Source organism: Streptomyces sp. NPDC051018 (assembly GCF_044456085.1).
Classification (GTDB): domain Bacteria; phylum Actinomycetota; class Actinomycetes; order Streptomycetales; family Streptomycetaceae; genus Streptomyces.
The window spans coordinates 29,212-55,617 of the sequence record NZ_JBITFN010000017.1 but is presented as its reverse complement, the minus strand read 5'-3'; the positions used below and the strand labels follow the sequence as shown (position 1 = coordinate 55,617).

At 72.0% G+C, this 26,406-nt stretch carries 21 protein-coding genes; 14 read left to right on the top strand and 7 right to left on the bottom strand.

Annotation, left to right across the window (positions count from 1 at the left end):
• The first annotated feature begins 85 nt into the window (after positions 1-85).
• The 6 genes from scy to ACIBCM_RS26100 all read left to right on the top strand — a co-directional run bounded on the left by scy (position 86) and on the right by ACIBCM_RS26100 (position 9,084).
• Positions 86-3,943, top strand: a complete 3,858-nt coding sequence (scy, locus tag ACIBCM_RS26125) for a polarized growth protein Scy (RefSeq protein WP_399247196.1) — start codon at positions 86-88, stop codon at positions 3,941-3,943.
• A 114-nt stretch (positions 3,944-4,057) separates the two neighbouring features.
• A complete protein-coding gene (locus ACIBCM_RS26120) occupies positions 4,058-4,996 on the top strand; it encodes a cellulose-binding protein (protein WP_389270008.1) in 939 nt (312 codons plus the stop codon).
• A gap of 116 nt (positions 4,997-5,112) precedes the next feature.
• Entirely contained in the window at positions 5,113-6,096 is a 984-nt protein-coding gene (locus ACIBCM_RS26115; RefSeq protein WP_399247193.1) for an ABC transporter ATP-binding protein, read from the top strand.
• Positions 6,097-6,099: 3 nt separating this feature from the next.
• Positions 6,100-6,879 carry an ABC transporter permease gene (locus ACIBCM_RS26110; protein WP_399247191.1) on the top strand — a complete coding sequence of 260 codons (780 nt, stop codon included), beginning with the start codon at positions 6,100-6,102 and terminating at the stop codon, positions 6,877-6,879.
• Between the two features lie 181 nt (positions 6,880-7,060).
• Complete coding sequence (locus tag ACIBCM_RS26105) at positions 7,061-8,236, top strand: ABC transporter ATP-binding protein (protein ID WP_399247189.1); 1,176 nt, start codon at positions 7,061-7,063, stop codon at positions 8,234-8,236.
• The gene (locus ACIBCM_RS26100) at positions 8,233-9,084 is read left to right on the top strand and encodes an ABC transporter permease subunit (RefSeq protein WP_399247187.1); all 852 of its coding nucleotides are present in this window, start codon (positions 8,233-8,235) and stop codon (positions 9,082-9,084) included. Before ACIBCM_RS26105 ends, ACIBCM_RS26100 begins: the two co-directional genes overlap by 4 nt.
• 96 nt (positions 9,085-9,180) lie before the next feature.
• On the opposite strand, the gene ACIBCM_RS26095 is transcribed toward ACIBCM_RS26100, so the two are convergent.
• The gene (locus ACIBCM_RS26095; protein WP_399247184.1) at positions 9,181-9,510 is read right to left on the bottom strand and encodes an ATP/GTP-binding protein; all 330 of its coding nucleotides are present in this window, start codon (positions 9,508-9,510) and stop codon (positions 9,181-9,183) included.
• Between the two features lie 218 nt (positions 9,511-9,728).
• Between ACIBCM_RS26095 and ACIBCM_RS26090 the strand changes: the two genes are divergently transcribed.
• Complete coding sequence (locus ACIBCM_RS26090) at positions 9,729-10,760, top strand: LLM class flavin-dependent oxidoreductase (RefSeq protein ID WP_399247182.1); 1,032 nt, start codon at positions 9,729-9,731, stop codon at positions 10,758-10,760.
• Between the two features lie 378 nt (positions 10,761-11,138).
• Here the strand turns inward: ACIBCM_RS26090 and ACIBCM_RS26085 are convergent, their stop codons facing one another.
• Positions 11,139-11,531 (bottom strand): SCO5389 family protein, encoded by a 393-nt coding sequence (locus ACIBCM_RS26085; protein ID WP_005311822.1) that lies wholly within the window; start codon positions 11,529-11,531, stop codon positions 11,139-11,141.
• 306 nt (positions 11,532-11,837) lie between these two features.
• On the opposite strand from ACIBCM_RS26085, the gene nucS reads away from it, so the two are divergent.
• Positions 11,838-12,500, top strand: coding sequence for an endonuclease NucS (gene nucS, locus ACIBCM_RS26080; RefSeq protein ID WP_399247180.1), 663 nt, complete (start codon positions 11,838-11,840; stop codon positions 12,498-12,500).
• A gap of 338 nt (positions 12,501-12,838) precedes the next feature.
• On the opposite strand, the gene ACIBCM_RS26075 is transcribed toward nucS, so the two are convergent.
• The 4 genes from ACIBCM_RS26075 to ACIBCM_RS26060 all read right to left on the bottom strand — a co-directional run bounded on the left by ACIBCM_RS26075 (position 12,839) and on the right by ACIBCM_RS26060 (position 18,678).
• Positions 12,839-15,379: an ATP-binding protein gene (locus ACIBCM_RS26075; RefSeq protein WP_399247175.1), complete on the bottom strand. Its 2,541-nt coding sequence runs from the start codon at positions 15,377-15,379 to the stop codon at positions 12,839-12,841.
• 1,036 nt (positions 15,380-16,415) lie between these two features.
• A complete protein-coding gene (locus tag ACIBCM_RS26070; protein ID WP_361147689.1) occupies positions 16,416-16,739 on the bottom strand; it encodes an STAS domain-containing protein in 324 nt (107 codons plus the stop codon).
• Positions 16,740-17,005: 266 nt separating this feature from the next.
• Positions 17,006-17,854, bottom strand: coding sequence for a 3-hydroxyacyl-CoA dehydrogenase family protein (locus ACIBCM_RS26065; protein WP_399247172.1), 849 nt, complete (start codon positions 17,852-17,854; stop codon positions 17,006-17,008).
• A gap of 125 nt (positions 17,855-17,979) precedes the next feature.
• A complete protein-coding gene (locus ACIBCM_RS26060) occupies positions 17,980-18,678 on the bottom strand; it encodes a TetR/AcrR family transcriptional regulator (RefSeq protein WP_399247170.1) in 699 nt (232 codons plus the stop codon).
• A 97-nt stretch (positions 18,679-18,775) separates the two neighbouring features.
• Here ACIBCM_RS26060 and ACIBCM_RS26055 point away from each other — a divergent pair, with 97 nt between their 5' ends.
• From ACIBCM_RS26055 to ACIBCM_RS26045, 3 genes are read left to right on the top strand one after another with little or no spacing between them, the layout of a single operon-like run.
• Positions 18,776-19,558 carry an ABC transporter ATP-binding protein gene (locus tag ACIBCM_RS26055; protein WP_399247168.1) on the top strand — a complete coding sequence of 261 codons (783 nt, stop codon included), beginning with the start codon at positions 18,776-18,778 and terminating at the stop codon, positions 19,556-19,558.
• Between the two features lie 34 nt (positions 19,559-19,592).
• Positions 19,593-20,342, top strand: a complete 750-nt coding sequence (locus ACIBCM_RS26050) for an ABC transporter permease (RefSeq protein ID WP_399247166.1) — start codon at positions 19,593-19,595, stop codon at positions 20,340-20,342.
• Positions 20,343-20,355: 13 nt separating this feature from the next.
• Entirely contained in the window at positions 20,356-20,928 is a 573-nt protein-coding gene (locus ACIBCM_RS26045; protein ID WP_399247164.1) for a cob(I)yrinic acid a,c-diamide adenosyltransferase, read from the top strand.
• Positions 20,929-21,234: 306 nt separating this feature from the next.
• Here the strand turns inward: ACIBCM_RS26045 and ACIBCM_RS26040 are convergent, their stop codons facing one another.
• A complete protein-coding gene (locus tag ACIBCM_RS26040; RefSeq protein WP_399247163.1) occupies positions 21,235-21,813 on the bottom strand; it encodes a hypothetical protein in 579 nt (192 codons plus the stop codon).
• Positions 21,814-21,963: 150 nt separating this feature from the next.
• On the opposite strand from ACIBCM_RS26040, the gene ACIBCM_RS26035 reads away from it, so the two are divergent.
• The 3 genes from ACIBCM_RS26035 (at position 21,964) to ACIBCM_RS26025 (ending at position 26,068) form a co-directional block, all read left to right on the top strand.
• Positions 21,964-23,358 (top strand): sensor histidine kinase, encoded by a 1,395-nt coding sequence (locus tag ACIBCM_RS26035; RefSeq protein ID WP_399247162.1) that lies wholly within the window; start codon positions 21,964-21,966, stop codon positions 23,356-23,358.
• Entirely contained in the window at positions 23,355-24,059 is a 705-nt protein-coding gene (locus ACIBCM_RS26030; RefSeq protein ID WP_399247160.1) for a response regulator, read from the top strand. The genes ACIBCM_RS26035 and ACIBCM_RS26030 overlap by 4 nt, the downstream gene beginning before the upstream one ends.
• Positions 24,060-24,316: 257 nt before the next feature.
• Positions 24,317-26,068, top strand: coding sequence for a glycosyl hydrolase family 18 protein (locus tag ACIBCM_RS26025; protein WP_399247372.1), 1,752 nt, complete (start codon positions 24,317-24,319; stop codon positions 26,066-26,068).
• Positions 26,069-26,406 lie beyond the last annotated feature (338 nt).

Sequence of the window (26,406 nt, the reverse complement as noted above, 5' to 3'; positions counted from 1 at the left end):
CACCATTCCCCGGGGGGCCGTTCGCCCGGCGGGCGGTGCTTGTGTGTGGAGTCAGTTGCGACCAGGGGACGGATGGGACCGCGCAGTGCGGGGCTACGAACGCCAGGAGAGCCACCGAGCTGACGACGACCACCTCTCGCGGTTCGAAGCCGAGATGGACCGGCTGAAGACCGAGCGGGAGAAGGCCGTCCAGCATGCCGAGGACCTCGGCTACCAGGTCGAGGTATTGCGCGCCAAGCTCCACGAGGCGCGCCGCAATCTCGCGTCCCGCCCCGCGTACGACAGCGGCGACCTCGGCTATCAGGCCGAGCAGATGCTCCGTAACGCCCAGGTCCAGGCCGACCAGCTGCGCTCCGACGCCGAGCGCGAGCTGCGCGAGGTACGGGCCCAGGCCCAGCGCCTGCTCCAGGAGCACGCCGAGCAGCAGGCCCGGCTCCAGGCCGAGCTGCACGCCGAGGCCAATCAGCGCCGCCAGCGGCTCGACCAGGAGCTGGCCGAGCGCCGCCAGACCGTCGAGGCGCATGTCAACGAGAACGTCGCCTGGGCCGAGCAGCTGCGCGCCCGTACGGAATCGCAGGCCCGCCGGCTGCTCGACGAGTCCCGCGCGGAGGCCGAGCAGTCCCTGGCACAGGCCCGCGCGGAGGCCAAGAGGGTCGGCGACGAGGCACGGTCGCGGGTGGGCTCCGACGCGGAGGCGGCCCGCGCCGAGGCGGAGTCGATCCTGCACCGGGCCCGCAAGGACGCCGAGCGGCTGCTGAACACGGCGTCCACCCAGGCCCGCGAGGCCACCGCCCACGCCGAGCAGCTGCGCTCGTCCAGCACCGCCGAGTCCGACCAGGCCCGCCAGCAGGCGAGTGAGCTGAGCCGGGCGGCCGAGCAGCGGATGCAGGAGGCGGAGGAGAAGCTCCGAGAGTCCCGCGCGGAGGCCGAGAAGCTGGTCTCGGAGGCCAAGGAGTCCGCAGCACGGCAGCAGGCGTCCGCCGAGTCCGACACCGAGCAGCGCACCCGTACGGCCAAGGCGGAGATCGCCCGGCTGGTCGCGGAGGCGACCTCGGACGCCGAGGCGGTGAAGACCGAGGCCGAGCAGTTGCTCGCCGACGCCCGCGCGGAGGCGGAGAAGCAGCTCGCGGCCGCCGCCGAGAAGGCCCGTACGGTCGCGGCGGAGGACTCCGCGGCCCAGCTGGCGAAGGCCGCCAGGACCGCCGAGGAGGTCCTGGACAAGGCGTCCGAGGACGCCCGGGAGACCACCCGCAAGGCGGGCGAGGAGGCCGAGCGGATCCGCCGGGAGGCCGAGGCGGAGGCGGACCGGCTGCGCGGTGAGGCCGCCGAGCAGGCCGACCAGCTCAAGGGCGCGGCCAAGGACGACACCAAGGAGTACCGCGCCCGGACCGTCGAGCTCCAGGAGGAGGCCCGGCGGCTGCGCGGCGAGGCGGAGCAGCTGCGTTCCGAGGCGGTCGCCGAGGGCGAGCGGATCCGCGGCGAGGCCCGCCGTGAGGCCGTCCAGCAGATCGAGGAGGCGGCCAGTACCGCCGAGGAGCTGCTGACCAAGGCGCGTACGGACGCCGATGAACTGCGCTCGGGCGCGTCCACCGACAGCGAGCGGGTCCGTACGGAGGCCATCGAGCGGGCGTCGGGTCTGCGCCGGCAGGCCGAGGAGACGCTGGAGCGCACCCGGGCCGAGGCCGAGCGGCTGCGGGCGGAGGCACAGGAGCAGGCCGGTGCGATGCGGGCCGCGGCCGAGCAGGCCGCCGACGCGCTGCGCGAGGAGGCCGAGCGGGCGATCGCGGCCCGGCAGCAGGAGTCCGCGGACGAGCTGACCCGCCTCCAGGGAGAGGCCGAGAGCCGGGTCGAGTCCGCCGAGCGGCACCTCACCGAGTCGCGGGCCGAGGGCGAGCGGATCCGCCGGGAGGCCGCCGAGGAGGCCGGCCGGGTCCGTACGGAGACCGCCGAGCGCGTCCGTACGCTCCAGGGACAGGCCGAGCAGGAGGCCGAGCGGCTGCGGACCGAGGCGGCGCAGGACGCGTCGACGGCCCGCGCCGAGGCGGAGAACGTCGCGGTACGGCTCCGCAGCGACGCCGCCACCGAGGCCGAGCGGCTCAAGGGCGAGGCGCAGGAGACCGCCGACCGGCTGCGCGCGGAAGCCGCCGCCGCCGCGGACCGGGTGGCCGCCGAGGCCGCCGAGGCGCTGGCCGCCGCCCAGGAGGAGGCCGTGCGCCGCCGCCGGGAGGCCGAGGGCATCCTGGAGTCCGCGCGCGGTGAGGCGGACCGGGAGCGTGAGCGGGCCCGCGAGCAGAGCGAGGAGCTGCTGGCGTCGGCCCGTAAGCGGGTCGAGGAGGCGGGGGCCGAGGCGCAGCGGCTGGTGGAGGAGGCCGACCGGCGGGCCGGGGAGTCGGTGGCCGCGGCCGAGCAGACCGCCAAGCAGGTACGGGACACCGTCGCCGGGCTCCAGGAGCAGGCGGAGCAGGAGATCGCCGGGCTGCGGTCCGCCGCCGAGCACGCGGCCGAGCGCACCAGGAACGAGGCGCAGGAGGAGGCGGACCGGGTCCGCGCCGACGCGCACGCGGCGCTGGAGCGGGCCGCCGAGGACGCGGCCCGGCTGCGGGCGCGCGCCCAGGAGGAGACCGAGGCGGCGAACGCGCTCGCCGAACGGACCGTCACCGACGCGATCGCGGAGTCCGAGCGGCTGCGCGCGGACACCGCGGAGTATGTCCAGCGGATGCGTACGGAGGTGTCCGACGCGGTGGCCTCCGCCGAGCAGGACGCGTCCCGGACCAGGGCGGACGCCCGTGACGACGCCAACCGGATCCGTTCGGAGGCGGCGGCCCAGGCGGACCGGCTGATCGGCGAGGCGACGAGCGAGAACGAGCGGATCAGGGCCGAGGCGCAGACGCTGCTCGACGAGGCGCGTCAGGCCGCCGACCAGCGGCGGCGGGACGCGGCCGAGCAGGCCGACCAGCTCGTCGCCGAGGCGGGCGCGGAGGCGGAGCGGATGCGGGCCGAGGCCGCCGAGACAGTGGGGTCCGCCCAGCAGGCCGCGGACCGTATCCGGGCGGAGGCCCGGGGGATCAGGTCGGACGCGCAGTCGGCGGCCGAGCGGATGCGGGGCGAGGCCCGGGCGGCGGCGGACCGGACCGTGGACGAGGCGCGCGAGGCGTCGGCCAAGCGGCGGCGGGACGCGGCCGAGCAGGCGGACCAGCTCATCAACAAGGCCCAGGAGGAGGGGCTGCGCGCCGCCCTGGAGGCCGAGAAGCAGGCCGACGCGATGGTGGGCGCGGCCCGCAAGGAGGCCGAGCGGCTGGTCTCGGAGGCGACGGTCGAGGGCAACTCCCTGGTGGAGAGGGCCCGTACGGACGCCGACGAGCTGCTGGTCGGCGCGCGCCGGGACGCCACCGCCACCCGGGAGCGTTCGGAAGAGCTGCGTATCCGCGTCGAGAACGAGGTCGAGGCGCTGCACGAGCGGGCCCGCCGTGAGACGTCCGAGCAGATGAAGACCGCGGGCGAGCGGGTCGACCAGTTGGTGAAGGCCGCGACCGAGCAGCGGGCCGAGTCCGCGGAGAAGGCCAAGGAGCTGCTGTCGGAGGCCACTTCGGAGGCCGGCCGGGTGCGGATCGCCGCGGTCAAGAAGGCCGAGGGCCTCCTGAAGGAGGCCGAGCAGAAGAAGGCCGAGCTGATCCGCGAGGCCGAGCGGATCAAGTCGGACGCCGAGGCCGAGGCCCGGCGGATGGTCGGCGACGGCAAGCGGGAGCTGGATGTGCTGGTGCGCAGGCGCGAGGACATCCAGACCGAGATCTCCCGTGTCCAGGACGTGTTGGAGGCGCTGGAGTCCTTCGAGACTCCGTCGTCGTCCGGCGGGAAGTCGTCCTCCGGCGGCTCCGGAGGGGGCGTCAAAGCCGGTGCGACGGCCGGTGTTACCCGTTCGAGTGGCAAGTCGTCGGACGGCTAGCCACTCAAAAGGCTGGACATTCTCCAGATCAAACCCGCATCCGCTCGATGACACACCGCTTCGGCCCCTAGGATTCCCCCTATCACCTCACCGGTCTCATTCGACAGGAACCCCATGAGCGACACTTCCTCCCCCTTCGGCTTCGAGCTCGTGCGGCGTGGTTACGACCGCGGTCAGGTGGACGACCGCATTACCAAGCTCGTCGCCGACCGTGATAGTGCTCTGGCCCGAATCACCTCGCTGGAAAAGCGTATTGAGGAGCTCCACCTCGAGACGCAGAACGCCCAGGCCCAGGTAAGCGACGCGGAGCCGTCGTACGCGGGTCTCGGTGCGCGCGTCGAGAAGATCCTCCGCCTCGCCGAGGAGGAGGCGAAGGACCTGCGCGAGGAGGCCCGCCGGGCCGCCGAGCAGCACCGTGAACTGGCCGAGTCCGCGGCCCAGCAGGTCCGCAACGACGCCGAGTCGTTCGCCGCCGAGCGCAAGGCGAAGGCGGAGGACGAGGGCGTCCGTATCGTCGAGAAGGCGAAGGGCGACGCGACCCAGCTGCGCACCGAGGCGCAGAAGGACGCCCAGTCCAAGCGCGAGGAGGCCGACGCCCTCTTCGAGGAGACCCGCGCCAAGGCGGCCCAGGCCGCCGCGGACTTCGAGACGAACCTCGCCAAGCGCCGCGAGCAGTCGGAGCGCGATCTGGCGTCGCGTCAGGCGAAGGCGGAGAAGCGTCTGGCGGAGATCGAGCACCGCGCCGAGCAGCTGCGCCTGGAGGCGGAGAAGCTCCGTACGGACGCGGAGCGCCGGGCCCGTCAGACGGTGGAGACCGCGCAGCGCCAGGCCGAGGACATCGTGGCCGACGCGAACGCCAAGGCCGACCGGATCCGCAGCGAATCGGAGCGCGAGCTGGCGGCGCTCACCAACCGCCGCGACTCGATCAACGCGCAGCTGACGAACGTCCGCGAGATGCTGGCGACGCTGACGGGTGCGGCGGTCGCCGCGGCCGGTACGCCCGCCGACGACGAGCCGATCTCGCGCGGTGTCCCGGCCCAGCAGTCCCGTTGAGCCGCTTGGGCCGACCCGCGGTCTGAGTCATCACGCGGTGGTCTGACCGGCCGTCCGTTACGGAGCCCCCCGTCGCCCGAGTGGCGGGGGGCTCTTCGTACCTCTACCGTGGCCGCATGATCGAGCTCGATGGACTCACCAAGCGCTTCGGTACCAAGGTCGCCGTGGACCATCTCTCATTCCAGGTCAGACCGGGAATGATCACCGGTTTTCTGGGTCCGAACGGTGCCGGCAAGTCGACCACGATGCGCATGATGCTCGATCTGGACAATCCGACGAGCGGATCCGTGCGGATCGACGGCAAGCACTACCGCGATCTGGAGGAGCCGCTGAAGTACATCGGCGCGCTGCTGGACGCGAAGGCCATGCACGGCGGGCGGAGCGCGTACAACAACCTCCTCTGTCTGGCGCAGGCGAACCGTATCCCCTCCTCCCGGGTGTCCGAGGTCCTCGACATCGTCGGGCTGTCGGCGGTGGCGGGGAAGAAGTCCAAGGGCTTCTCCCTCGGCATGGGGCAGCGGCTGGGGATCGCCTCGGCGCTGCTGGGCGACCCGGAGATCCTGATGTTCGACGAGCCGGTCAACGGGCTCGACCCCGAGGGCATCCACTGGATCCGCAATCTGATGAAGGCGCTCGCCTTTGAAGGGCGTACCATCTTCGTCTCGTCCCATCTGATGAGCGAAATGGCCCTCACCGCCGACCACTTGATCGTGATCGGCCAGGGGCGGCTGCTGGCCGACACCTCGATGGCCGACTTCATCCAGCAGAACTCCCGCAGTTATGTACGGCTCCGCTCCCCTCAGCAGGAGCGGCTGCGGGACGTCCTGCACCAGGAGGGCTTCACCGCCGTGGAGTCGGAGGGCGGGACGCTGGAGATCGACGGCGCCACCACCGAGGAGCTGGGGGAACTGGCGGCCCGTCATCAGCTCGTCCTGCATGAGCTGAGCGCCCAGCAGGCCTCCCTGGAGGAGGCGTTCATGCAGATGACGGCGGCCTCGGTGGAGTACCACGCGCACGGTACGCCGGGGAGCGCGCCACCACCGGCACCGGAACCGGCGCCCCAGTGGGGCCAGACCTATCAGAGCGGCAAGGGGGCCTGAACCATGGCATCGGTACCCGCGGTCCTCCAGTCCGAGTGGACCAAGATCCGTACGGTCTCCTCGACGACCTGGACGCTGGCGTCGGCCTTCCTGGTGACGGTCGCCATCGGAGCCGCGCTCTGCGCGGTGTTCAACGCGTCGTTCGACGATCTGTCGACGCGCGAGCAGCTCAGCTTCGATCCCACGTTCGCCAGCTTCTCCGGAATGATCCTCGGCCAGTTGGCGATGGTGGTCTTCGGGGTGCTGGTGGTCGGCACGGAGTACAGCTCCGGCATGATCCGGACCTCGCTGGCGGCGGTCCCCCAGCGCGGCACGTTCATCTTCAGCAAGATGGCGGTGGCCACGGCCCTGGCGCTCGCCGTGGGCCTGGCGACGAGTTTCGTCAGCTTCTTCATCGGCCAGGCCCTCCTGGGCGACCACCGCACCAGTCTGGGCGCCGACAATGTGCTGCGCGCGGTCGTCGGCGGCGGTCTCTACATGGGGCTGATCGCCCTGTTCTCGATGGCCGTGGCGACGATGCTCCGCAGCTCGATGCTGGCCCTCGGCATCCTGATGCCGTTCTTCTTCCTGGTCTCCCAGATCCTCGCCGCGGTCCCCAAGGTCAAGACGGCCGCGCGCTACTTCCCCGACCAGGCCGGATCCAAGATCATGCAGGTGGTCCCCGACGCCATGGGCAGTGCCGAGGCGCCCTACGGCCCCTGGGCGGGCCTGGGCATCATGGTGCTGTGGGTCCTCGCCGCCCTCGCCGGCGCCTATCTGCTGATCAAGAAGCGCGACGCCTGACCCGGCAGCCGCCGGCGCCCGCCGGTTGCCCGGCCGGGTGGCCGGCGGCGCCGCGTTCGTGAGGGGATCGTTACGCCTTGGCCGGAACCGTCAGGGCCCGGATATCCTCTGAAGCCTTACGGGGGGCGTAGGGCGGGACGGCCTGGGCCCCGACGAGCAATGACGTCGATGGGGCTGGAGAATGATCGAGGCAGTCGGCCTGACCAAGCGCTACGGCGCGAAGACGGCCGTGTACAACCTTTCGTTTCAGGTGCGGCCGGGTGCCGTGACCGGGTTCCTCGGTCCCAATGGTTCCGGCAAGTCCACGACCATGCGGATGATCCTCGGGCTCGACAACCCCACGTCGGGGACGGTGACGATCGGGGGCCTGCCCTTCCGCTCGGTGCCGAACGCGCCCCGGCAGGTCGGGGCGCTGCTGGACGCCAAGGCGGTCCACGGCGGGCGCAGCGCCCGCAATCATCTGCTGTCGCTGGCGCAGCTCTCCGGGATCCCGGCGCGCCGGGTCGACGAGGTGCTCGGGGTCGTCGGACTCCAGGACGTCGCCAGAAGGCGGTCCAAGGGGTTCTCCCTCGGCATGGGGCAGCGGCTCGGGATCGCCGCGGCGCTGCTCGGCGACCCCCAGGTGCTGCTCTTCGACGAGCCGGTCAACGGGCTCGACCCGGAGGGCATCCTGTGGGTCCGGAATCTGATGAAGCAGCTCGCCGCGGAGGGGCGTACAGTCTTCGTCTCCTCGCATCTGATGAGCGAGATGGCGCTGACCGCCGACCATCTGATCGTGATCGGCCGGGGCCAGCTGCTCTCGGACATGAGCGTCAAGGACTTCATTTCGGCCAACTCCGCGGACTTCGCCCGGGTGCGTACGCCGGGGGACGAGCCGCAGCAGCGCGAGAAGCTGTCGGCCGCGCTCACCGAGGCGGGCGGGCATGTGCTCTCGGAGCCCGACGGCGCCCTGCGGGTGACCGGGCTGCCGCTGCCGCGGATCAGCGATCTGGCGCACACGTCGGACGTACGGCTGTGGGAGCTGTCACCGCATCAGGCGTCTCTGGAAGAGGCGTATATGCGGATGACGCAGGGCGCGGTCGACTACCGCTCCACGGACGACCAGAAGTCGGGTCTGATGCAGCCGGGACCGCAGCAGGGGTGGGGCGGACCGCCGCCCGTCCCGGAGGTGCCGCAGCAGGGATGGTACGCGCCGCCGCCACCGCAGCCGGGCGCGAACCCGTACGCCACCCCCGGCCCGGCCGCCGGTCCCCCGGCCCCTGGCCCGGCCGCCGGTCCCCCGGCCACGGGCCCTGCCCCCGCGCCCGGTCAGGCTGCCGCGCCCACCGATCCGACCACGCCCGAGGACGCCCGATGACCACGCCCTACCAGCAGCCGGGCGCACCCGCCTACCAGCAGCCCGGCGCGCCCGCCGCCTCGTACTCCTCGCCCATCCCGGTGCGCAGGGCCACGCTCGGCGACGCGCTCGCCTCCGAGTGGACCAAGATCCGTTCCGTACGCTCAACGATGTGGACGCTCGGTGTCATGATCGCACTGCTGGTCGGCATCGGGTTCCTCATCGCGCTGGGCGTCTCCACCACCGACTCGCGGCTGGAGAACGACGAGATCCTCATCCTCGGCTTCTTCGGTGTGCTGCTCGGCAGCATCTGTGTGATCACCCTGGGCGTGCTGACCATCGCGTCGGAGTACGGCACCGGGATGATCAGGACCACGCTGACCGCCTGCCCCTCGCGTTCCCGGGTACTGACCGCGAAGGCGATCGTCTACTTCCTGCTCGTCTTCGCCGTCACGGCCGTCACGACGACGGTCGTCGCCGCGTTCCAGGTCGCGATGCTCGGCGACGGCTGGCCCAGTACGGGGAACTGGTTCCGCGCGACGATCGGCGTCAGCCTCTATCTCGCGCTCCTCGGGCTGCTGTCGCTCGCCGTGGGCTCGCTGATCCGCCACTCGGCGGGCGCGATCACCGTGATGATCGGCGTGGTACTGCTGCCGCTGGTGCTGGCGATGTTCATGTTCTCGGACTCGCTCGCAACCATCCGCGACACCCTGTTCGAGTACTCGATCCCGAGCCAGCTCGGGGTCCTGTACGACAACTCCGTGCTGGAGAGCGGCCCCCAGGGCTGGGATCCGCTGTGGATCATGCTGGTCATCGCGGCCGTGGCCATGGGCGGCGCGTACACCGCGCTCAACGCGCGGGACGTGTAGCGCACAGGGGCCCATCCGGCCCCCGGTCTCCGGAGGGGGCTGCACCGGCCCCCGGTCTCCGGAAGGGGCCTGTCCGGCCCCGGCCGGTCTTCCGGCTCAGTGCTTCGGCGCGTTACGGGACCGCTGCACCCGGGTGGTGCGGCGGTCCTTCGCGTTCCAGCACGCCTTGTGCCAGTGCCGCCGGTCGTCCACCCCGCCCTGCGCCGGCCAGGCCACCACATGCGGCACGGCGGACGGGATCTCCTGGTCGCACCCCGGGCAGCGGTACCGCTTGCCCGCGGCACTTGCGCCCGCGACATGGCGGACCGACCACTCCTCCCCCTGCCAGGACTCGGTACGGCCGAAGCCGCCGTACCGATCGCCCGGTTCGCCGGGCTGCGCGGAGGACTTGTCGCCGCCCTTGGGGCGGTTGCGGCGGGGGGACACGTGGCACCTCACGGGGCAAGTGGGGACGTTTCCTTTCGTGTCCCAGCCTACGGTCCCCGGCAGGGGGTACGGATGACTCACGGCGGCTGAACGCGGCCGCCACCGGGACGGTTACCGGAAAATCGCAAGAACTTCACTTTCGCCCGTGCCTTTGGCACGTGTCCGGCGTTAATGCCGATAGGGGGAGTAACGCGTCGGCCGCAAGGAGGCAGAAGGCGATGCGCGTAGGGACGTTCGTACTGGCCGCTCAGTTCCCGGGCCAGGGCCAGGGGGAGGCGCTGCACCGCGCGGTGCGGTCCGCCGAGGTCGCCGAGGAATCGGGACTGGAATCGGTCTGGCTGGCGGAGCACCACTTCGTGCCGTACGGCGTGTGTCCGTCGGCGGTGACGCTCGCGGCGCTGCTGCTCGGCCGCACCCGCAGGATCCGCGTCGGCACGGCGGTGAGCGTGCTGCCCAGCGCCCATCCGGTGGCGCTCGGCGAGCAGGCCGCGCTGCTGCATCTGACCAGCGGGGGAAGGTTCTCGCTCGGCGTGGGCCGCGGTGGCCCCTGGGTCGATCTGGAGGTCTTCGGCTCCGGTCTGGGGGCGTACGAGAGCGGGTTCCCCGAATCCCTCGATCTGCTGCTGCGCTGGCTGCGGGAGCCGGCCGTCGGCGCCGACGGCGAGCGGTACCGCTTCCGTGAGGTCCCGGTCGTACCCCGGCCCGACGAGGTGATCGGCGGTCTCCCTCAGGGGCCCGAGGTCGTCGTCGCCTGCACCTCCCCGGGGAGCGTACGGCTGGCCGCCGAGCGCGGGCTGCCGATGCTGCTCGGAATGCACTGCGGCGACGAGGACAAGGCGGAGATGGTGGCGCTGTGGCGGCGCCACGCCCTGGCGGCGGGCCACTCCCCCGAGGACATCGAGGCTGCCGGGCATGTGTCGGCCGGGGTGGCCCAGCTCGCGGACCATCCCGGCGAGGCCAGGGAGACCCTGCTCAAGGCGATGCCGGGCTGGCTCCGGCAGGGACTGGCCGCGCATATCACCGTCGACGGCCGCGAGCGGGCGATGCGTGACCCCGTGGCCTATACGGAACTGCTGTGCTCACTGCACCCGGTCGGCCCGCCCCGCCTCGCCGCCGACCGGCTGGCCGCGACCGCCGAGCGGACGGGCATCCGCCGTTTCGCGCTGCTCACCGAGGGCTCGGGCGACCTCACGACGACCGAGGAGAACGTACGACGGCTGGGGCAGGACGTCATCCCCCTGTTGACCTGAGGCACGCAAGTCCGGGACGAGGCCGTCGCTCCCGGGGGCGGCCGGGCCGGGCAGCCGCAGCCGTCGCGCTGATCCGGCACGGCAGTCCACCGTTCCGCCGTGACCGGCCCGAACCCCGGCAGGGCCGACGGGCCGACTCCCACCCCGTACCGCACCCGACGTTGCTCACCCCGGACCGCTCCGGACTGCTCCCACCCCGGATGGCACCGGACCGCTCCGGACGGCTCCCACCCCGGACGGCGCCGGGCGGCTCGGGCCCGGCGCCGTCCGGAGACGGGGCTCACCAGCACTCGGGCGTGGGCTCCGGCACGATCCCGCACATCGCCACCGCCCCGCACCAGACGCACCTCCCGCGATGCGGAGCGGCGGCACAAGCCATCAGCAGTCGCGCAGTTCGGGCGACTGGTTGAGCAACTGGCCCCGGATGGAGGTGAAGCGGGCGAGCCGCTCGTCCACCGAGGGATCCAGCGGGAACACCGCGACGCGGTGGCAGTTCTGGAATGCGAGCCGCACCCCGAAGTGCCGTTGCAGCGCACCGCGAATCGCGTCACTCGCGAGCGCGCGCAGCAGCTGACCACGTGCCTGTTCGTCCGGCGGAGGCGTCTGGTTGTCGGCGAACTCTCCGCCGTCGACCTTCAGCTGTGCCACCAGGGAACTGATCATCTCCCATGCGTAGGGCAGGGAGGTCCGGACGCAGTCGACGAATGCTGCTTCGTCGACCTCGCCTCGCTCGGCCTGCTCCAACAGCGCCGGTGAGACGTCGAGCGACATGGGTTCTCCTCTCGCGACCCCGGGCTCCGGGGCCTTACGGGCAGGGAAAAGGCCGCCGGAAACCCGGAAACGACGCCGTACACAGGGCTCGTACGGCGACGCAGCGTGTGCGTCCGGCAACCTCACGCATCCACGTTAAGCGCGCCGTCGACCCCGCACCAGAAGATTGGGCATACAACCAGCCATAAACGAACAGGGACAAGTGGGACGACCCGAAGTTCCTCAGCCAGCGTCAGTAGGGGGTGACGACTGCGGGACGCAGGGGGAATCGCGCGGTGCCGCATGCGTCGAGTAGCGTTGCCGACCATGCGCCTCGTCATCGCCCGCTGTTCCGTGGACTACGCGGGCCGGCTCACCGCCCACCTGCCCTCCGCCCCCCGTCTGATCCTCGTCAAGGCAGACGGCAGCGTCTCCATCCACGCGGATGACCGGGCGTACAAACCGCTGAACTGGATGTCCCCTCCCTGCACACTCAAGGAGGGCGACGACAGTGTCTGGACGGTCATCAACAAAGCGGGCGAAAAACTGATCATCACCATGGAGGAAGTCCTCCATGACTCCTCGCACGAACTGGGTGTCGACCCGGGCCTGATCAAGGACGGTGTCGAGGCGCACCTCCAGGAGCTGCTGGCGGACCGGATCGAGACCCTGGGCCAGGGCTACAGCCTGATCCGCCGCGAATACCCCACGGCCATCGGCCCGGTCGACATCCTGTGCCGGGACGCCGACGGCACCACGGTCGCGGTGGAGATCAAGCGCCGTGGGGAGATCGACGGCGTGGAGCAGCTGACGCGCTATCTGGAGCTGCTGAACCGCGATCCCCATCTCGCGCCGGTGAAGGGCCTGTTCGCCGCGCAGGAGATCAAGCCCCAGGCACGGGTACTGGCGACGGACCGGGGCATCGGTTGCGTGGTGCTGGACTACGACGCCCTGCGGGGCATCGAGGACGACAAACTCAGGCTCTTCTGAGACCCCGCCGGGCCCCCGGCACACGGACGCAGGCACCCGGCACAACGGGCAGCGGCGGACATCACGGACCAAGGCGCGGCCGGGTGTCCCGGCCGTCCGGGCGATCCCGGTTGTGACGTAAATACTCCGGGTGCGGTGGCAAGACGTACATGAGACGGCTCCGGGTGGCATCGCCGCCCGGAGCCGTCCCTATGAGGGCCGTCCCTATGAGAGCCGTCCCCGTGAAGTCCCTTGGCATGAGGACCCTCCGCACCGGGACCGTCAGCGGGAGGCGGCACGGCCCCCGGGCGGCGCCTCACCGGGAGCCGGGGCCGTATCGCCACGGACGGGTACGGCGGTCAGTTGGCCGGCGGCTCCTGCGACGCCGGCTCGGAGCCCCCGCCCACCGGAGCGCTGACGCTCGTCGGCGCGCTCGACGAATCCGACGGGCTCGGCGAGGTGCTGCCGGGCGGCGAGGCCGAAACGGACGGCTTGGGGCTCTTCGTGGGGGCCGGCGTGCTCTGCCCCGGCTTCGTCGACGGCGGCTTCACCGGCCCTCCCCCCGGCCTGGGCGGGCGCGGCGGCTTCACATCCCGTTGCGTGGACGACACGGCGGGCGGGAGGAAGCGCGGCGGCGACGACGAGCCGCTGCGCGCCGGGACCTGGGCCGGTGTCGCGGGCGGGGGTTCGCCGGCCGCGGGGGTGTCGGCCTCCAGCCCGTCGCCGCCGGTGTCCTCCGACGCGGACTGCTCGGTCCCGACCCGGCCGCCGGGCGCGTCCCGCTCGTCGGACACGGCCCCGAGCGTGGCGACCGTGCCCAGGACGGCCGCGAGCAGCGCGCCCGCGCCCGCGGCGACGAGATTGCGGCGGGCCCCGCCGAGGAAGATCCGGCGGCGCCTGTCCGGCGCTCCGTCGTCGTATGAGTCGTCGTAGGAATCGCCGTACGAGCCGGCATAGGAGTCGTCGTACGTGCCCGGACCGTACGGCCCGTCGCGTGAGACCAGGGGCTCGGCCTCGCCCGAGTGCTCCCCCACCGGACCGCCGGCTCCCTCCCCCGGAGGCAACGCGCCGAACCCCTGCCCGGCCACGGCCGGCACCGCTCCCGTGACGGGCTCCGGTGACTTCTCCGGGCGTACGTCGGGCACGGTGCCGCCCGCCCCGCCGGAACCACCGGAGGCGGCACCCGGGGCCGTCGGGACCGTGGGAGCGGAGGCGGCGCCGCCCCTGAAGTGGTCGGTGACCAGAGCCAGCGCGCGGCGGCTCGCGACGGTGCCCTTCTTGTCGGAGAGCGCGCCGCGCATCCCGACCGATGTCTCCAGTTCGGCGCGCGCCCGGTCCAGATTGCCGGTGCAGAGCGCGAGGGCGCCCAACTCATGGTGGAAGTACGCCTCTTCGGCGACCTCCCCCGCGATACGGGCCGCTTCGGAGCCGATGCGCAGCACCCGTTCCCAGGCCCCCCAGTGCAGCCCGGCGGCCAGGGCGGGTGCCGCGCCGCGGGCGAGGAGTACGGCCGCGCTGGCGTGTCCGGCCCGCTTGCCCTGCGCCACCAGGGCCGCCAGGGCGGCGACGACGGCATCCGCCTCGGCGGCGACGCGCTCGGGGGCGACCGAGGGGTGCGCGGCCCACCAGGCGTAGTGCCGGGCCGCGGTCCGGGCGTGGGTGGCGGTCTCGGCCGAGTCGTCGCCGTACCCCTTCTCCCTGAGCTGCGTCACCGCGCCCGGGGACAGCCGGTAGCGCGCGCCGGCCGGTGAGAGCAGTCCGCAGCCCAGCAGTTCGCCGAGGGCCGCGTCCGCGTGGGTGTCCCCGACGAGCGCGGGCAGGTGGGCCTGGTGCGGGACCTCGCCCCCGAGGGCGACGGCGAAGCGCAGGGTCTCCCGGGCGGCGGCGCTGAGCCGGGAGGCGAGCAGGGCCGCGGGCGCGGCTCCCTGCCCCAGGGTCGGCAGCGGTACCTCGGTGCTCCTGGCCCCCTCGAAGGGGGAGAGGTCCTCGAAGGCGTCCGGGTCGTCGCGCAGTTCGTCGCACTGCCGCAGCAGCGCGCCCGCCTGGACGAACCGCAGCGGCAGCCCCTGGGACTCGAACCACAGGTCCCCGGCCCAGTTGGTCTCGTCCTCGGTGAGCGGCCGGTCGACGACCCGCTCCAGCAGCTCCAGCGAGGCACCGCGGCTGAGCCCTGTGAGGGAGACCTCGTCGAGCCGTGCGCCGGGGGCGGGCTCGGGCAGACCGGGGGCGGCGGAGAGCAGAAAGGCGCACTCGGGCGCCGCGGCCAGCAGATCGTTCAGGGCGGAACCGCCGAACGCCAGATCGTCGAGGACGACCACGGCGCCGATCTCCCGTACCCGGGCGAGGAGTTCGGCCCGGCCCGGCCGGTAGCGGGGGGCGCTGTGCAGGGCCGCGAACAGGTCGTACAGCAGCTCGTTCGCGGTGCGGTGCAGTCCGTTGAGGCGTACGACCCCGTCGGGTGCGAGACCGGCGCAGTCCTCGGCGACGAGATCGAGCAGTGTGGTGCGCCCGGAGCCGTCGGGGCCGGTGAGCCGTACGGAACGGCCGCGGCTCAGCAGCCGCGTGACGCGCTCATGGACCTCGTCGCGCTCCAGCAGCGGGAGGCGGGGCGCGGCCGGTCCCGCGGGCACGGGCGGTTTCGCGGCGCGTTCCGCCTCGGCGCGCTGGGCGTGGGTGCGCCGCCTGGGCTCCGGCGGCCAGTCCTGGCCCTCGGGGGCGCCACCGGGCGGGCGGGGTTCGATCTCGCTGCCGTCGACCGGGTTGACCGTGAGCAGCAGGTCCCCTGAGATCAGCTGCACGGTCCGGGCGGGCGCCGGCGTGGGCTGGGCGAGGTCCGGCGCGCCCGGGTCCCGCGGGGCGCGTGGCCGGCCCGCGCTCTCGCCGGAAGTGTCCTTGTCCATGGTTCAAGCCCCCAGATGCGCTGTCGCACAGGTTCGTTCCCGCCGGATTCGTGGTGGAGCCCCTGGCGGAGCGGGGTGTGCGAAGGGCCTCTGCGGTCCCTCCGTGTGCCCGCTGCCACGGTTGATCCGTGTCCGGCGCCCCGCCGCCCGGCGGCGCGCGGGCGCGCCGAAGCGGCGAGTGGAACCGAACCCTAGACGCTGGAGGCCCTCTACCCAACCGGCGGGGTACCGCCCCGTCCGCGACGTCACGATCCCATGAGAATTGCGAGCGTCGTACAGTTCGCGCCACAGGTCGTACGGTTTCGCACCCCGCGTCTCCACGGCGGATCGGGGAGTGCGCGGCACCCGGGCGCGGGGTGCCCGCAGTGTGAGCCGGAGCCGGGGCGCCGGGGCCGCTCACAGTCACGGGGACCCGCCGCCGTTCGCGGTCCCGCCGTTGTTCGCGGTCTCTCGCTGCCGGTCTCGATCCGGACCCCGACGCCGGTCGCGGCTCCGGCCGAGGGCCCCGGCCCCGGGTCCGGGCGCTGTTGACGGACCTCACCGGGGTTCCCGTGCCGGTGGCGGTCCTGGCTCCCGGTTCCGGCGCCGCTCACGGTCGGTCGAGCTGGTCGCGCGGCCTGCTGCGGTCCGGTCCTGAGCCCGGCTGCCGGTCGCGGCTGCGGCCATGGGCCTGCTGCGGCCCGCACCGGGCCGGGCCCGACGCGGCTCAGGGTCGGGACCCCGGTCACGGCCCGGTCCGGGACCTTGGCCCCGATCCTGGTCTCGGCCCCGGGCCCCGGGCCCCGCCTCCCTGGCCCCTGGTCCCTTGCGGACCGTGGGCCGCGGCCCCGGCCGGTGTCGCTCACGGTCCGGACCCCGGTCACAGTTACCCGGTTACCCGGTTACGAGAAACCCGGTCCCGATACCGTTCGCGGCCCGGTCTCCGGTCCCAGCCATGGGCCGTGCCCGGTACCCCCGGCCGGGGACACCGGTCAGGGCCTGGGACTCGGCCAGGGACCTCGACGGACCGCTGCCGGGTCACCGCACCGGCGCCGGGTCACACCCGGGGAAGCGATTCCGCGGCGAGGCCGCCCTCGATGGCGAGGATGCGGTGCAGCCGGGTGGCCACCAGCAGGCGCTGCATCTGCGGTGGCACTCCGCGCAGTACGAGCCGGCGGCCGCACCGGCCGGCCCTGCGGTGGGCACCCATGATGACCCCGAGCCCGGTGGCGTCCCAGGAGTCGAGGCCGGTCAGGTCGAGCACCAGGTCCCCGTCCCCGTCGTCGACGGCCGAGTGCAGGACCGTACGGGCGTCCGCCGCGCTGCGGACGTCGAGGCGGCCCCCGACGACCAGCTCGGTGTGGTCGCCCCTGATGTGCATATGCGCTCCCCGAGAGTGCTTCGCTGCCCTGTGGCCTGCGTCTGTGGCCGCCCTCGCGCCCTGACCCGCTCCGGCGGAACTTCCGTGGTCTGTTGTGCGTCTTCTGTCTTTCAACAACTGACGGCATGGGAGCCGGTCCAGTTGCTGCTTGTAAGCGAACCGATACCGAATTCACCCCGAAGGGTGATCAGCGGGGACCTGCGCGCACCGGCCCGGAACAGCCCGGACCGGCCGGCGCGCCGTCGGTCCCGGCCGCGCGGCGGGGCTCAGTAGGTGTAGAAGCCCTGCCCGCTCTTGCGGCCGATGTCACCGGCGTCCACCATCCGGCGCATCAGCTCCGGCGGGGCGAACTTCTCGTCCTGGCACTCCGTGTAGATGTTGTCTGTGGCGTGCAGCAGGATGTCGACACCCGTCAGATCGGCCGTGGCAAGCGGTCCCATCGCATGGCCGAAGCCCAGCTTGCAGGCGATGTCGATGTCCTCCGCGGACGCGACCCCCGACTCGTACAGCTTGGTCGCCTCGACGACGAGCGCCGAGATCAGACGGGTGGTGACGAATCCGGCGACATCGCGGTTGACGACGATGCACGTCTTGCCGGTCGACTCGGCGAACTCCCGTGTGGTGGCGAGGGTCTTGTCGCTCGTCTTGTAGCCGCGCACGAGTTCGCACAGCTGCATCATCGGCACGGGCGAGAAGAAGTGGGCGCCGATGACCCGCTCCGGACGCTCCGTCACCGCCGCGATCTTGGTGATCGGGATGGCGGATGTGTTGGAGGCCAGTACGGTGTCCTCGCGTACGAGCTTGTCGAGCGCACGGAAGATCTCGTGCTTGATCTCCAGCTTCTCGAAGACCGCCTCGACGACGATGTCCGCGTCGGCGACCGCGTCCAGATCGGTCGTGGTGGTGATGCGCGCCAACGCGGCCTCGGCGTCGGCGGCTTCGAGCTTCCCCTTGGACACGAATCTGTCGTACGACGACCTGATGCCGTCCTTGCCACGGGTCAGAGCCTCGTCGGTGACATCGCGCAGGACGACGTCCCAGCCCGCCTGGGCCGAGACCTGCGCGATTCCGGACCCCATGAGTCCGGCTCCGATGACGGCGAGCTTCCCGGCCACTTCGGCACCCCTTAACATCCGTTTACATTTCGCCCCTGACGCGGAGGTTAGCGCTCGTGGAGGGCCATATGGGGGTGAAGAGATGCGCGTCACGTCTCAAATGACGGACATCACACCCGCGACCCTCATCCGGAGGCGCGCACGGCGTAGTTGAGGACCCTCTCCCCGAGGAGTTCCTCGATCTCGTCGACGACGCCGAGCGTGTCGCGGGAGACGTCCCCGGGCGCGCGGCCCGCCATCATCCCGCGGCGGACGGCGTCGGTCACGGACTGGTGGATCCAGTCGATCTGCCCGGCCACCAGGGCGGGCAGCGGATCGTCCGGGGCGGCGGCGGTCTCCTCGCGCAGGGTCTCCTCCAGCCGTTCCACCGCCCGCTGCTGGAGCCGGGCGAGACCGGCGCGCAGCGTGGCCGCGTCCTGGACGACCAGCAGGAAGCGTTCCTGGCCCGGCGCGAGGCCCACGCGCGGCGAGACAGCCTCGACCTCGGCGCGCAGCTCGCGCAGGACAGCCGCGGCGGCGGACTCCCCCACATCCCGGCCGCGCACCCAGCGGGAGAGCTGCTCCACCAGGTCGTCGCCGCGGTCGAGGAAGAGGTCCTCCTTGGTGGCGAAGTAGTTGTAGACGGTGTTGACCGACACATCGGCGGCCTCGGCGACCTCGGCGATCGTGACCGCGTCGAAGCCCCGCTCCACGAAGAGGCCGGTGGCCGTGTCGGAGATCAGCTGTCTCGTCCGCCGCTTCTTGCGCTCACGCAGTCCCTCGCGCCCGCGCTCCTCACGCTCGTACCCTTCGCGCTCCTCGCGCCCGCGCCGAACCTCCGCCATGCGCCCATCGTAGCTTTCCTGCACTGAGGCGAATATTCACCTTCCATGTAATTTTGGAGTCGTTGCAATTTTTCATCGGCTCTGATTTTCTGGGGCCATGGCAATCATCAGTACGGCCGGGCTCGCCCGGACCTTCCTCACCAAGCAGGGCCCGGTGGAGGCGGTGCGCGGCATCGACCTCAGGGTCGGCAGCGGCGAGATCGTCGGCCTCCTCGGCCCGAACGGAGCGGGCAAGACGACCACCCTGCGGATGCTCACCACGCTGCTTCCCCCGACGGGCGGCGCGGCCACGGTCGCCGGACGCGATCTGGCGCGCGACCCCGCCGGCGTACGGAAGCGGATCGGTTACGTCGCCCAGTCCGGCGGCCTCGACCCCCAGATCACGGTGCGGGAGGAGCTGGTCACCCAGGGGCGGCTCTACCGGCTGCCCAAGGCCGAGGCCCGGGCGCGGGCGGAGGAGCTGGCGGCGGAACTCGGCCTCGGCGAGCTGCTGGAGAGCCGTATCGCGGCCCTCTCCGGCGGCCGGCGGCGCAGGCTCGACATCGCGATGGCGCTCACCCACCGGCCCGATGTCCTCTTCCTCGACGAGCCGACCACCGGACTCGACCCCGCGAGCCGGGACGATCTGTGGCGGCTGGTGCGGAGGCTGCGCGACCGGCACGGGACAGCCGTCCTGCTCACCACGCACTACCTCGACGAGGCCGACGCGCTCGCGGACCGGCTCGTCGTCATCGACCGGGGCGTGATCGCCGCCGACGGCACCCCGGCCGCGCTGAAGCTGGAGCACACGGGATCGGCCGACGCGCCTCTCCAGGAGGCGTTCCTCGCGATCACGGGGCGCGGCCCCGCCCCCGCCGCCCCCTCTCCCCTGTCCGTCTAGGCGACGGGCCGGACGGGCCCGTCCAGGAGTTCCCATGCTGCTGCACGACACCGGACTGGTCTTCGGGCGCTACGCCCGGCAGGCCCTGCGTTCCGGCTTCCACCTTCTCTTCGGCACCCTGATGCCCCTGCTCTACCTCCTCTTCTTCGGACCGCTGCTCACCGGGCTGCCGCTGGGCCCCCGGGGCGACTCCTGGCAGGTCCTGGTCCCCGGTCTGCTCCTTCAGCTCGCGCTCTTCGGCGCGGCCTTCGCCGGGATCTCCGTCATCGTGGAGAACACCCAGGGCGTCGTGGAACGGATGCGGGTGACCCCCGTCAGCCGGCTGGCGCTGCTGCTGGGCCGGGTACTGCGCGACGCGGCACTCCTCGTCTTCCAGTCCGTGCTGCTGGTGCTCGCCGCGCTGGCGATGGGGCTGCGCGCGCCCCTCGGCGGGATCCTGATCGGCTTCGGCTTCGTCGGTCTGCTGGCCGTCTCCCTGGCGTCCCTGTCGTACGCGCTGGCGCTCCGCGTCCGCGCCCCGCAGGAATTCGGCCCGGTGGTCAACGCGGTCACCATGCCCGCGATGCTGCTCTCCGGGCTGATGCTGCCGATGACCCTCGGGCCCGGGTGGCTCGACACGCTCTCGCACGCCATGCCGCTGCGCCATCTGGTGGACGCGATGCGGGACGCGTACACGGGCGCGTACACGACGGCGCCGATGCTGTACGGGGTGCTGGTCGCCCTGGGCCTCGCGGGGCTGGCCGTGACGGTGGGCACACGTGTCTTCCGCCGGGCCGGTGCGTAACTAGGCTGGCTCCATGGTCAATCTGACGCGTATCTACACCCGGACCGGCGACCAGGGCACGACAGCGCTCGGCGATATGAGCCGGGTCCCCAAGACGGATCTGCGGATCGCCGCGTACGCCGACACGAACGAGGCGAACGCGGTGCTCGGCACCGCGATCGCGCTGGGGGGGCTCCCGGACGAGGTCGTGCAGGTCCTCACCCGGGTCCAGAACGACCTCTTCGACGTGGGCGCGGATCTGTCGACACCGGTCGTGGAGAACCCCGCGCATCCGCCGCTGCGGGTCGAGCAGTTCTATGTCGACCGGCTGGAGAAGGACTGCGACCGCTTCCTGGAGCAGTTGGAGAAGCTCCGCAGCTTCATCCTTCCGGGCGGCACACCGGGCGCCGCGCTGCTGCACCACGCCTGCACCGTCGTACGGCGGGCGGAGCGCTCGACCTGGGCGGCGCTGGAGGTCCACGGCGAGACGATGAACCCCCTGACGGCCACGTATCTGAACCGGCTCTCGGACCTGTTGTTCATCCTGGCGCGGACGGCGAACAAGGAGCGCGGCGATGTGCTGTGGCTCCCGGGCGGAGAACGCTGACACACGGGCCGCGCCCGGGGCCGGTGCCCGCGCCTGCCCGGTGGGACCCCTGCCTGCCCCCGCCCCGGGGCCGCGCCCGCACGCCCGGGGCCGGGTGACCGCCCCCGTAGACCCGCGGGCGCCCGGGGCGGGCCGGAAGGGTGCACACACGAACTCCGTCCGGGAGGACCTCCCGGACGGAGCCGAGGCTTCAGTACGACGAGAAGCTGACGAGAAAATCACGAGAACCGAGGAGGAACAACGAGAAGCACCGGGTCAAGAGCAGTACCGGCCAGACTGTGCCAGGGCCCGGGCCCCGGCTCCGTGTCAGTTCCGCCGGACGCTGACCGGATCCCGGGCCTGCTTCTCCCCCGCGGGCTCCTTCTTCGGCCAGACCACATACGCCAGCGCGATCAGCCCGTGAATGGCCGTGATCTTCCAGGACTGCCAGATCCAGCTCTCCAGCGAACCGCTGCGCCCCGGGTCGTCGACGTACAGGATCGCGAGCCACAGCAGCCCCGTCGCCACCACCGCGCCGATCAGCGTGCCGAACCAGACCTTGATCTCGTGCCAGGCCCGGGGCATGCCGTACCTCGGCGGCTTCACCGGCGGCGGCGCGCCGCCCAGGCGATGGGCCGCGTGGCCGTCGAGCCATGTGACCGTGCGGTGACCGTGGCCGACGGTGTAGCCGATGTAGAGCGCGGCCAGACCGTGCTGCCAGCTGGGCTCCGCCCCGTTCTTCAGATCGATCGCGGTCGCGACGAGCAGGACGATTTCCAGCACGGGCTCGCACAGCAGCAGCGCCATGCCCAGCCGTGGCTTCTTCAGCAGATAGCGTGCACCGAGCCCCGCGGCCAGCAGCACCCAGAACCCGATCTCGCAGATCACGATCAGTGCGACGATCACAGCCTTCTCCTTTCACCTCTTCCAGCTTCCCGGCCGCCGGGCCCCCGTTCGTCGTCACGGGTGACGAAGTGACCCTGCATCTTTCGATGTACTCGCGGCTCACTCCAGCCGAGGACGCCGAAGCGGCCCGCCTGCGTGTTTGATGGGACGGTGACCGTTTTCCGCCCCCACCGCGACGATGTGTTCATCGCCGTCGTCGGGCTGCTCGGCGGCGTACTGCTGTGGTCCCTGGGGCTCTACACCCAGCAGGACGAGCGGATCTTCCCCGCCTGGGCGGCCCTGGTGCCGCTCACGGTGATCTGCTTCCAGACGCTGTTCCGCCGGGTCCTTCCGCTGACCACCCTCGCCGTCGCCACGGCCGCGCTGCTCGCCGACCGGTTCACGGTCGGCAACCTGGTGACGATCCTCCTGTTCACCGACGGTGTGTACGCCGCCGTGGTGTACGGGTCCCCGAAGGCCGCCCGCCGCATTCCGGTGATCACCGGTCTGCTCACCGTCGCCGCGACGGCCGGGCTGCTCGCGTACATCCGCCAGCCGGTCGGACTGGCGTACGGCGTGTTCTTCGGGCTCGTCACCTTCGGCCCGGCGACGACGGGCGCGATCATCCGCAACCACCGGGAGGCCGCGCAGGCGGCGAAACTGCGCGCCGAGCAGACCGCGCTGCTCGCCGAGATGGACCGGGCCCAGGCGGTGACGGCCGAGCGCTCCCGGATGGCCCGGGAGCTGCACGACATGGTCGCCAACCATCTCTCCGCGATCGCGATCCACTCCACGGCGGCGCTCTCCCTGGACGATCCCGGGACCACTCGGACCGCGCTCGGGGTGATCCGCGAGAACAGCGTCGCGGGACTGGCCGAAATGCGACGGCTGATCGGGCTGCTCCGGGACAACAGCGACGACCGGGAACCCTCCGCCCGTCCCACGCTCGCGGGCCTCGGCGCCCTGGTCGAGCAGGCCCGCAGCAATGGAGCCGCGAGCGGATTCACCTTCGTCCTCGACGACCGCCGGGGGCCGTCACCGGCCCCGGCAAGGGGCTCCGGGACCCCTGCGGAGGAAGCCGCGCCCGGCTCCGTGACCCCGGAAACGGCCCCGGCCGACACCGACCCCCGCTCCGGCCGTGAGCCCGGCCCCGACACGGGCGCCGCCCCCGGCACCGGCACCGGCTTCAGCACCGGCACCGGTCCGGGGTCCGGCCCCGAGGGCAGGCCCGCCGTTCCGGCACCGGTCGAGCTGGCGGCGTACCGGATCGTCCAGGAGTCCCTCACCAACGCCCTCAAGCACGCCGAGTCGGGCGAGGTCCGCGTGACCCTCACCCACTCGGCCGGCCGGGATCTGACGGTGACGGTCACCAGCCCCTTCGGCTCCCGCACGGGCCCCCGCGCCCCCGGCTCCGGCGCGGGCCTGGTCGGTATGCGCGAACGCGTCGCCCTGCTGGACGGAGCCTTCGAGGCGGGCCCGGCCCAGGGGCCGGCCGGCGGACCGGAGAAGATCTGGCGGGTGCGGGCGGTTCTGCCCGTACGGGACGACAAGGAGCCATCCGCATGACCGGTGAGCCCCGTACCGACGAGGACGGGAAGGACGAGGGGCGGGAGCGCCGGCGGGTACGGGTCCTGGTGGCCGAGGACCAGAGCGCGGTACGCGCCGGGCTGGTCCTCATCCTGCGCAGCGCGGCCGACATGGAGGTCGTCGCCGAGGCCGCCGACGGCGAGGAGGCCGTACGCCTGGCCCGGGAGCTCCGGCCGGACCTGGTGCTGATGGACATTCAGATGCCCCTGCTGGACGGGGTGTCGGCGACCCGGCTGATCGTCTCCGAACGGCTCGCCGATGTCCTGATCCTGACCACCTTCGATCTGGACGAGTACGTCTTCGGTTCGCTGCGCGCGGGCGCCGCGGGCTTTCTGCTGAAGAACACCGACGCCCGGGATCTGCTGGAGGCGGTACGCACGGTGGCGCGCGGCGAGGGCCTGATCGCCCCGGCCGTGACCCGCCGGCTGATCGCCGAGTTCGCGGCGCCGCGGCCCGTCCGCTCCCCCGACGCCCCCGACCCCTCGATCCTCGACGCGCTGACCCGCCGTGAGCGCGAGGTGCTCTCCTGCCTCGGGGAAGGGATGTCGAACGCCGAGATCGCCGGCCGGCTGCGGATGGCGGAGGCGACCGTGAAGACGCATGTGAGCCGTCTGCTGGGGAAGCTGGAGCTGCGCAGCCGGGTACAAGCAGCCGTCCTGGCACAGGAGTTGGGCATCTGACCCGGGCCCCTTCCCCGGCTACCGCCTTTGGTCTGGACCTATTGACGATTGGTCCAGACCTTCCTACTCTCACCGCAACACACGCTGCGGTGAGCCACGCAGAGTGCGCAGTGAACGGTCCTACCCCACTGTCCGGACCTCCACAAGGAGCACCCGTGAGCACTCAACCCCCACCACTGCACGGCTTCAGATCGAGAATCACCACCAGGTCGAAGATCGTCGCGGTGCTGACCGCGCTCGTTCTTCCCCTGGCCGCGATGGTCGGCCTCGCCACCCCGGCCCAGGCCGCGACCTCGGCGACCGCGACCTACACCAAGGGCTCCGACTGGGGCAGCGGCTTCGAGGGCAAGTGGACGATCAAGAACACCGGCACCACCACGATCAACGGCTGGACCCTCCAGTGGGACTTTCCCGCCGACACCAGGGTCACCTCCGCCTGGGACGCGGACGTGACCAGTGTCGGTACCCGCTGGACCGCCAAGAACAAGCCCTGGGCCGGTTCCCTGGCCCCGGGAGCCTCCGTCACCTTCGGCTTCAACGGCATCGGTCCGGGCTCCCCGTCCAACTGCTCGCTCAACAACGCGTCCTGTGACGGCGGCCCGCCCGGAGACCTCCCGCCGGGAGCCCCCGGAACCCCGGTGGCCAGCGGTGTCACCGAGACCCAGGCCAAGCTGACCTGGACCGCGGCCCAGGACGACAAGGGCGTCCTGAACTACGACGTCGTCCGCGACGGCCTGGTCGTCGCCACGGTCACCGGTCTCACGTACACCGACACCGGGCTGACCAAGGCCACGGACTACTCGTATGTGATCCGGGCGCGTGACAACGCCAACCAGGTCGGGCCGGACAGCGGAGCCACCCCCGTCCGCACCCTCGGCGACATCATCGTCGACCCCAACAAGATCAAGATGGGTTACTTCACCAACTGGGGCATCTACGGCCGCAACTACCATGTGAAGAACCTGGTCACCTCCGGCACGGCGGCCAAGATCACCCACATCAACTACGCCTTCGGCAATGTCCAGGGCGGCCGCTGCACCATCGGTGACTCCTGGGCCGACTACGAGAAGGCCTACACCGCCGACCAGTCGGTGGACGGCGTCGCCGACACCTGGGACCAGCAGGTGCGCGGCAACTTCAACCAGCTGCGCAAGCTGAAGAAGCAGTTCCCGCACATCAAGATCCTCTACTCCTTCGGCGGCTGGACCTGGTCCGGCGGCTTCACCCAGGCCATGCAGAACCCTGCCGCGTTCGCGCAGTCCTGCTACGACCTGGTCGAGGACCCCCGGTGGGCGGATGTTTTCGACGGCATCGATCTGGACTGGGAGTACCCCAATGCGTGTGGTCTGACCTGCGACAGCAGCGGCCCCGCCGTGATGAAGAACATGGCGCAGGCATTCCGCACGAAGTTCGGCCCGAACTACCTGGTCACCGCCGCCGTCACCGCGGATGCGTCGGCCGGGGGCAAGATCGACGCCGCGGACTACGGTGGCGCGGCCCAGTATCTCAACTGGTACAACGTGATGACGTACGACTTCTTCGGTGCCTGGGCGGCGCAGGGACCGACGGCTCCGCACTCTCCGCTGACCGCGTACACCGGTATCCCCCAGTCGGGCTTCAACTCGGCCGAGGCCATCGCCAAGTACAAGGCCAAGGGTGTACCCGCGAACAAGCTCCTGCTCGGCATCGGTTTCTACGGCCGGGGATGGACCGGAGTCACCCAGGCCACCCCGGGCGGCACCGCCACCGGCCCGGCCCAGGGCACCTATGAGCCGGGCTTCGAGGACTACAAGGTCCTCAAGACCACCTGTCCGGCCACCGGCACCATCGGCGGCACCGCCTACGCCAAGTGCGGCGCCAACTGGTGGGGTTACGACACCCCGGCGACGATCGGCTCGAAGATGAGCTGGGCGAAGAGCCAGGGCCTGGGAGGCGCCTTCTTCTGGGAGTTCAGCGGTGACACCAGCAACGGTGAACTGGTCGGCGCGGTGAATTCCGGGCTCCAGTAGTCACTCCTGAGCACGAGGGGCCGGGGAGAGCGATCTCCCCGGCCCCTTCTCTCTGCCCGCGCCCGGCCCCGGCCGCGGTACGGCTCCCGGTCCGGTCCGTCTGCCGTAGGCCTGCCCCCGGTCGGGCCCGCCCGCCGTACGCCCGGTCCGCCCACGTCGGCTGCCCGGCACCACCTGCTCCGGCCCGTCCTGCCGGGGAGCCTGCCCCCGGTCCCGGACGCCCGCCGTACGGCCGGGTCCGGACCCGGCCGCCGTACGGCGCCGCCACGATCGCGGGCCGCCCGAGCTGCCCGGCACCACCACGGCGCCCCCAGCCCAGGGGGCCGGCAGCCACGCGA

Excerpts from the sequence above, each read along its gene's own strand:
- ACIBCM_RS26105 (WP_399247189.1), top strand. The coding sequence starts at position 7,061 with ATGATCGAGGCAGTCGGCCTGACCAAGCGCTACGGCGCGAAGACGGCC.
- ACIBCM_RS26060 (WP_399247170.1), bottom strand. The coding sequence starts at position 18,678 with ATGGCGGAGGTTCGGCGCGGGCGCGAGGAGCGCGAAGGGTACGAGCGT.
- ACIBCM_RS26100 (WP_399247187.1), top strand. The coding sequence starts at position 8,233 with ATGACCACGCCCTACCAGCAGCCGGGCGCACCCGCCTACCAGCAGCCC.
- ACIBCM_RS26115 (WP_399247193.1), top strand. The coding sequence starts at position 5,113 with ATGATCGAGCTCGATGGACTCACCAAGCGCTTCGGTACCAAGGTCGCC.
- ACIBCM_RS26055 (WP_399247168.1), top strand. The coding sequence starts at position 18,776 with ATGGCAATCATCAGTACGGCCGGGCTCGCCCGGACCTTCCTCACCAAG.
- ACIBCM_RS26050 (WP_399247166.1), top strand. The coding sequence starts at position 19,593 with ATGCTGCTGCACGACACCGGACTGGTCTTCGGGCGCTACGCCCGGCAG.
- ACIBCM_RS26120 (WP_389270008.1), top strand. The coding sequence starts at position 4,058 with ATGAGCGACACTTCCTCCCCCTTCGGCTTCGAGCTCGTGCGGCGTGGT.
- nucS (WP_399247180.1), top strand. The coding sequence starts at position 11,838 with ATGCGCCTCGTCATCGCCCGCTGTTCCGTGGACTACGCGGGCCGGCTC.
- ACIBCM_RS26085 (WP_005311822.1), bottom strand. The coding sequence starts at position 11,531 with ATGTCGCTCGACGTCTCACCGGCGCTGTTGGAGCAGGCCGAGCGAGGC.
- ACIBCM_RS26070 (WP_361147689.1), bottom strand. The coding sequence starts at position 16,739 with ATGCACATCAGGGGCGACCACACCGAGCTGGTCGTCGGGGGCCGCCTC.
- ACIBCM_RS26090 (WP_399247182.1), top strand. The coding sequence starts at position 9,729 with ATGCGCGTAGGGACGTTCGTACTGGCCGCTCAGTTCCCGGGCCAGGGC.
- ACIBCM_RS26030 (WP_399247160.1), top strand. The coding sequence starts at position 23,355 with ATGACCGGTGAGCCCCGTACCGACGAGGACGGGAAGGACGAGGGGCGG.
- ACIBCM_RS26025 (WP_399247372.1), top strand. The coding sequence starts at position 24,317 with ATGGTCGGCCTCGCCACCCCGGCCCAGGCCGCGACCTCGGCGACCGCG.
- ACIBCM_RS26045 (WP_399247164.1), top strand. The coding sequence starts at position 20,356 with ATGGTCAATCTGACGCGTATCTACACCCGGACCGGCGACCAGGGCACG.
- ACIBCM_RS26110 (WP_399247191.1), top strand. The coding sequence starts at position 6,100 with ATGGCATCGGTACCCGCGGTCCTCCAGTCCGAGTGGACCAAGATCCGT.
- ACIBCM_RS26075 (WP_399247175.1), bottom strand. The coding sequence starts at position 15,379 with ATGGACAAGGACACTTCCGGCGAGAGCGCGGGCCGGCCACGCGCCCCG.